6 protein-coding genes and 1 tRNA gene are annotated in these 4,507 nt (G+C 48.3%); 2 read left to right on the top strand and 5 right to left on the bottom strand.

What is annotated here, in order from left to right:
- Nucleotides 1-152: 152 nt before the first annotated feature.
- Together QUA38_RS27550 and QUA38_RS27545 are read left to right on the top strand one after the other, a co-directional pair.
- On the top strand, nucleotides 153-536 hold the full coding sequence (locus QUA38_RS27550; RefSeq protein ID WP_333167504.1) for a hypothetical protein: 384 nt from the start codon (nucleotides 153-155) through the stop codon (nucleotides 534-536).
- A 230-nt stretch (nucleotides 537-766) separates the two neighbouring features.
- Nucleotides 767-955 (top strand): DUF2949 domain-containing protein, encoded by a 189-nt coding sequence (locus QUA38_RS27545; RefSeq protein ID WP_015178546.1) that lies wholly within the window; start codon nucleotides 767-769, stop codon nucleotides 953-955.
- A gap of 453 nt (nucleotides 956-1,408) precedes the next feature.
- Here the strand turns inward: QUA38_RS27545 and QUA38_RS27540 are convergent.
- The 5 genes from QUA38_RS27540 to yqeK all read right to left on the bottom strand — a co-directional run bounded on the left by QUA38_RS27540 (nucleotide 1,409) and on the right by yqeK (nucleotide 4,438).
- Nucleotides 1,409-1,485, bottom strand: a tRNA-Met gene (locus QUA38_RS27540).
- Between the two features lie 116 nt (nucleotides 1,486-1,601).
- Nucleotides 1,602-2,555, bottom strand: coding sequence for an asparaginase (locus QUA38_RS27535; protein ID WP_333167194.1), 954 nt, complete (start codon nucleotides 2,553-2,555; stop codon nucleotides 1,602-1,604).
- A 180-nt stretch (nucleotides 2,556-2,735) separates the two neighbouring features.
- Nucleotides 2,736-3,245, bottom strand: coding sequence for a CGLD27 family protein (locus QUA38_RS27530; protein WP_333167502.1), 510 nt, complete (start codon nucleotides 3,243-3,245; stop codon nucleotides 2,736-2,738).
- A gap of 2 nt (nucleotides 3,246-3,247) precedes the next feature.
- Entirely contained in the window at nucleotides 3,248-3,667 is a 420-nt protein-coding gene (gene rsfS / locus QUA38_RS27525) for a ribosome silencing factor (RefSeq protein WP_333167500.1), read from the bottom strand.
- 138 nt (nucleotides 3,668-3,805) lie between these two features.
- Nucleotides 3,806-4,438 (bottom strand): bis(5'-nucleosyl)-tetraphosphatase (symmetrical) YqeK, encoded by a 633-nt coding sequence (gene yqeK / locus QUA38_RS27520; protein WP_333167498.1) that lies wholly within the window; start codon nucleotides 4,436-4,438, stop codon nucleotides 3,806-3,808.
- Between the last annotated feature and the right edge of the window lie 69 nt (nucleotides 4,439-4,507).

Raw genomic sequence — 4,507 nt, 5'->3', positions numbered from 1 at the left:
AGTTCTATTTTTCCGATAGCGCGATCGAAAATTATAAGTTTTCACAGCAACTGCAATTGATATCTCCACAAGCAGCTACTTTGGATAGAGTGCAACTTAATGCCGACTCGGTACAATAAGCGCATAGTAGGATGCAACTAGCGGAGGCATGGATGATGAACGCAGTTATTGCTACTCTTGGCACTGCTCTCGGACTGAGTTCAATTTTTATCGGTTTGACCCCGGCGGTTCTCGCCCAACAAAGACAGCAACCAGCGCCCCAATATTCGGAAACGACTTTATCTGGGGACTCGTTGAGGACTGTGGAGGACAGAACCTTAGACTCGGACTACCAAAACTTGATTGGTGAACCAGAAACGGCGGCTAATTCTGCTAGAAGGGAAAGCAGCTTGGGCGACACCTTTCGCCTCAAACTCGATGGCCCATTGGAATTTATTACTACTCCTTCGGACGCCCAGCGTCAAGGAAATCCTTTACCTCCAAAACAAACCGACAGCGGTACAGAAGCGGGAGTTCAGCTTCAGCTAGGACTTTAACAATTTTAAATGAATTCATTTAAAGCAAGCGATCGCGGAACCCAATTTTTGACTCTCGGAGTTATTGTGACTGCGATCGCTTTTTTATCAAAGTTTTATCACCAGTTTTGTGCGGTTTCCATCACACTTGGTTCTTTATTGTGAACCTAAAATTAGACCAATTAAACTTCCGATACAGACCGATTAGATACATATCTTTACAATAGCGCATAAAACTGGCGGTGAAGGTGATGAGAAAGGCTCAACTGATCGATTATTTGCGGGGGGAGTTGGCGATATCGAATTCTGCGATCGCCGTTGCTCTCCGACACGGTGAACAAGATGCCAGCGAACTGCCGATGGTTCTGTGGCAGTACGGGTTAGTTACATTGGAACAGTTAAACCTAATTTTTGATTGGTTGGAAGCTCAGCCGACTTAGCAATTTAAAATCCTGAGTTAAAAAATATGGATATCGGATTGCAATTTTTTGACAAATAAAGCTTGCACAAACGGTCGTCGAAAAGTATAGGGTTCAGTGTTTAGGTTGAGGGTGGGTCTTATTTTGTCCCAATTAAAAAAATACAAATATACAGTAGGGACACAGCAATGCTGTGTCCTCATTTTTGTTGCCGCCTAAAATAAACTGCTTTCATATCAAATCTGGCAGCATCGGAATTAATGTTACCCACAGCTTTCGAGACCACGAGAGCCTAAGTCCCTACAATTAATCCGGGTAGGGACTTAGGCTCTCGCGGTGTCCTCTATATCATCTCGCTCGTGCAACCGGAAACGATCTCAATCTGTCGAAGAGGCGAGCGCAGACGGCATCAAAAAGACGATATAAAACAAACCCCAGCAACTTTTAGGCTGCCGGGGCTTGTCTTGTTTAATTTGGTGGCGGGAAGTGGATTTGAACCACTGACCTTCGGGTTATGAGCCCGACGAGCTACCAGGCTGCTCTATCCCGCGTCGCTTTGTCTCTCTATAATATAAACATATCTTTCTGAAAATTGCAACCCCTAAATCAAAAAAACTTTTTAGATTATGGGAGGGGTTGCTTAAATCGGCTCAGAGTCTCGATCGCCCTAAAGCATCGAAACTTCCCCGATTACCTCCAAGCGCTTGAACTCGCTGAGAGTGAGGTAAGTTTCTGAAAGAGTTTCGGCGATCGTCGGAGTAATCCACCCCAACTGCTTGAGCAAGTGAATCGCCACTGCAAATTGAGCGCGCTTTCCCCCATCCGTCACCTTAATTGCCAAGCCCATGCCTTCGCCAACCCGGCCAATGCACTGCACCCCTTCGGCGCCGGACTTGCTCACCAATTCCCCTTGAGTCAAACGCATCAGTTCCGTGTCAAATTTCCCCTCACCGGCAACCATCATTGGGTGATGAGTCATAGCGCGGACAATCCGCTCCATATCCACATTGTTGCCGGAGGCTAACTGAGCGTACAAAGACGCCATTTGCCCCAACTGCAACAGATAGGTAGGAGCGCCGCAATCGTCACGAGCACTGATAAACTCTTCGGCAGGCATTGCCAGCAAGTCAGCCACTTTGCCCAAAATAAGCTGCTGGACGGGATGTTTTCGGCGTAAATAAGTTTCCATAGGCCAGTGCAGTTGCTGACAGACAGCCAGCATTCCGGCGTGTTTGCCGGAGCAGTTGTATTGCAGGGCGCTCTTTTTGCCTTCGGGAATGGGGCATTGAAGTTTAGAGGGATCAATGTCGCAGCGCCACAGGACGTTAAATACCTGGCGCGATTGCTCGATCGTACCTTGATGGGAACTGCAAATAATCGCTAAATCTCGATCGGTCAATTCGTAGCGTTCTAAAGTGCCAGTCGCCGTCACCGCCAAAGCTTGAAAAGGCTTGAGTGAAGAACGGACAAATGAGGCCGTTTCCGAGTTACCAGCAACAGACAGAACGCGCCCGCGGTTGTCGCAGACAGCGGCCTGGGCGCGGTGCCTCGATTCCACAATACCTTCGCGCAGCAATGTGACTTCCAGTTCGGGAGCTTGGGTTCGTTTTCCCCTTGTCATATCAATTTTAGATTTTAGATTTTAGATTTTAGATTGGGGTTCAGGAAGTTATGAGTTGCGAGCTGCCAGTTAAGAGTTATAAAGTTAATCTTTCTGCGATCGTTTCTCACTCATGCACTCCGTGTGCCCTGTTGGCTGTGCGCGGCAATCTCAAAACTCAAAACTCCCTTCCATTCCCGATTACAAACAACTCCAAGTTAGTCCCCCGGCAACCAGCAATACTGTCAAACCATAAAATGTCTGCCGCAGACGCCTGAGAATTGGTTCTAGTTGGTAGTTGACAATCAACTGGTCTTGAAGCAAAACTTCCGGAGTTTTAGGCCAAGATTGACAATCGTACCAGCCAGACTCTTCGTAGACGACCGTGGGATTTGAAAGGCGCGATCGCACGTAGAACCAACCCAAGTAGAGCCGCAGCAAAGCTAATCCTAGAATAAAACCGGCACCTGCGGCACCGCTGAGGACAAACTGAGCTGGATACTTGACAGGAGTAAAGCTAGAAGCAGCTATCGGCACCGATACCAAGCAACTCCAAGCCCACACCCAAGCTAGTTTTGCCAGGTATCCGGGCCAATTGAGTGTTACCCAGCTAAAAAACCAGGATTCTTTAAGTTCTTGGTATTCATTGATCGGTCGCTGTTCTTGCGGAACGGGACAAATAGAAGCAGAAACGTTTTTCACATTAGCCATCCTCACGGCGTGGGGGAAAAGTCAATGCGTTCGGCGTGTCCCCAGAACGCTTCTAAATTGTAGAACTCCCGCTCTTGAGGCTTCAAAATGTGAATGATCGCGTCGCCGTAATCCATGACCACCCAACTAGCGTCTGATAGGCCTTGTGTACGCAGTGGCAAGCGTTGCCACTCTTCTTCCACTTGGTCTGCTATCGCTTGGGAGATGGCTCGTACCTGCACATTGGAAAATCCGGTGATGATCGCAAAGTAGTCTGCCAAGTAGCATACTTCTGACACGCGGAGCAATACAATATCTACTGCTTTGCGGTCATCGGCTGCTTGGGCAACGGTCATGATCAGGCCACGGGCTTCGTCTGAGGAGGTGCCGGCCGTTGCTGTAGACTGGGCCCTGGAGTATTCGAGTTGAGTTAGATCTGACATTAAGTGTTTAATTTCCTAAGTGATAGGGTAAGGGGAAATGGGTGCGCTATTCGCTTTCGGTTGTTGGCAGTTTGAGACGGGAAATAGGAGTTAGGTTGAAGCTAAAAGTAAGGACAGGATTTCTGATAAATTTTACTTTTAACTTGTGATTTGTTCGATCGACTTCTTCGTCGAATTTCCTATTTCCGGCGATCGAGCCATTTGCAGCGCCCAATTCCGCGTAAGTACGGTGCGGGGGTGGATGTAGCAGCGAGTTTCTAGCAAATATTTAAGAGAATAATCGCTAGTTTGCCACACGGCTGCATAAAGATTTTGCAAGCTTGCCTCGCGCAGTGCTGTTAGTTCGGCTGTGTTGCCACGGCTCGGCTCTATGGTATCTGCTACAAATACGGTACAACTGAGCTGACTCATGTTTGGTCTGCCGAGGGTGTGATTGGCGATTGCTTCCAAAATTTCTCGATCGACCACCCTGAATTCGTCTCTGGCGACGATCGCGCTCGCGTCTGCATGCAGCAAATGCGGGTGTGCTTCCAACACTGAGTCTAACTCTAAACCTTCCTTCTGGGCGATTTGCAGCAGCAGTGGAGGTTTGAAGTATTTTGCCAAATCGTGCAACAAACCGGCCGATCGGGCTTTTGCTTCGTCGAGGCCGTAATGGCGAGCCAAGTCACCTGCTGTCTGTTCGACTCCCAGAATATGTTTGATGCGGGCAGCAGGAACTCTGTCTGACAGCCAAGCTAGAACGTTTTCGCGCGCGGGTGCAAGTGTCAAATATTAACTCCAAAATTGTATGAGCTACTATTTTAGCGTTTTGTTTCGATCGGCTGCGGTGTCGGGCAC

This window comes from Microcoleus sp. Pol12B4 (genome assembly GCF_036701385.1).
Taxonomy (GTDB): domain Bacteria; phylum Cyanobacteriota; class Cyanobacteriia; order Cyanobacteriales; family Microcoleaceae; genus Microcoleus.
The sequence above is the reverse complement of the archived record's forward strand: the minus strand, read 5'-3'. Positions and strand labels throughout refer to the sequence as shown.

Excerpts from the sequence above, each read along its gene's own strand:
- QUA38_RS27550 (WP_333167504.1), top strand. The coding sequence starts at position 153 with ATGATGAACGCAGTTATTGCTACTCTTGGCACTGCTCTCGGACTGAGT.
- QUA38_RS27545 (WP_015178546.1), top strand. The coding sequence starts at position 767 with ATGAGAAAGGCTCAACTGATCGATTATTTGCGGGGGGAGTTGGCGATA.
- QUA38_RS27535 (WP_333167194.1), bottom strand. The coding sequence starts at position 2,555 with ATGACAAGGGGAAAACGAACCCAAGCTCCCGAACTGGAAGTCACATTG.
- QUA38_RS27530 (WP_333167502.1), bottom strand. The coding sequence starts at position 3,245 with ATGGCTAATGTGAAAAACGTTTCTGCTTCTATTTGTCCCGTTCCGCAA.
- rsfS (WP_333167500.1), bottom strand. The coding sequence starts at position 3,667 with ATGTCAGATCTAACTCAACTCGAATACTCCAGGGCCCAGTCTACAGCA.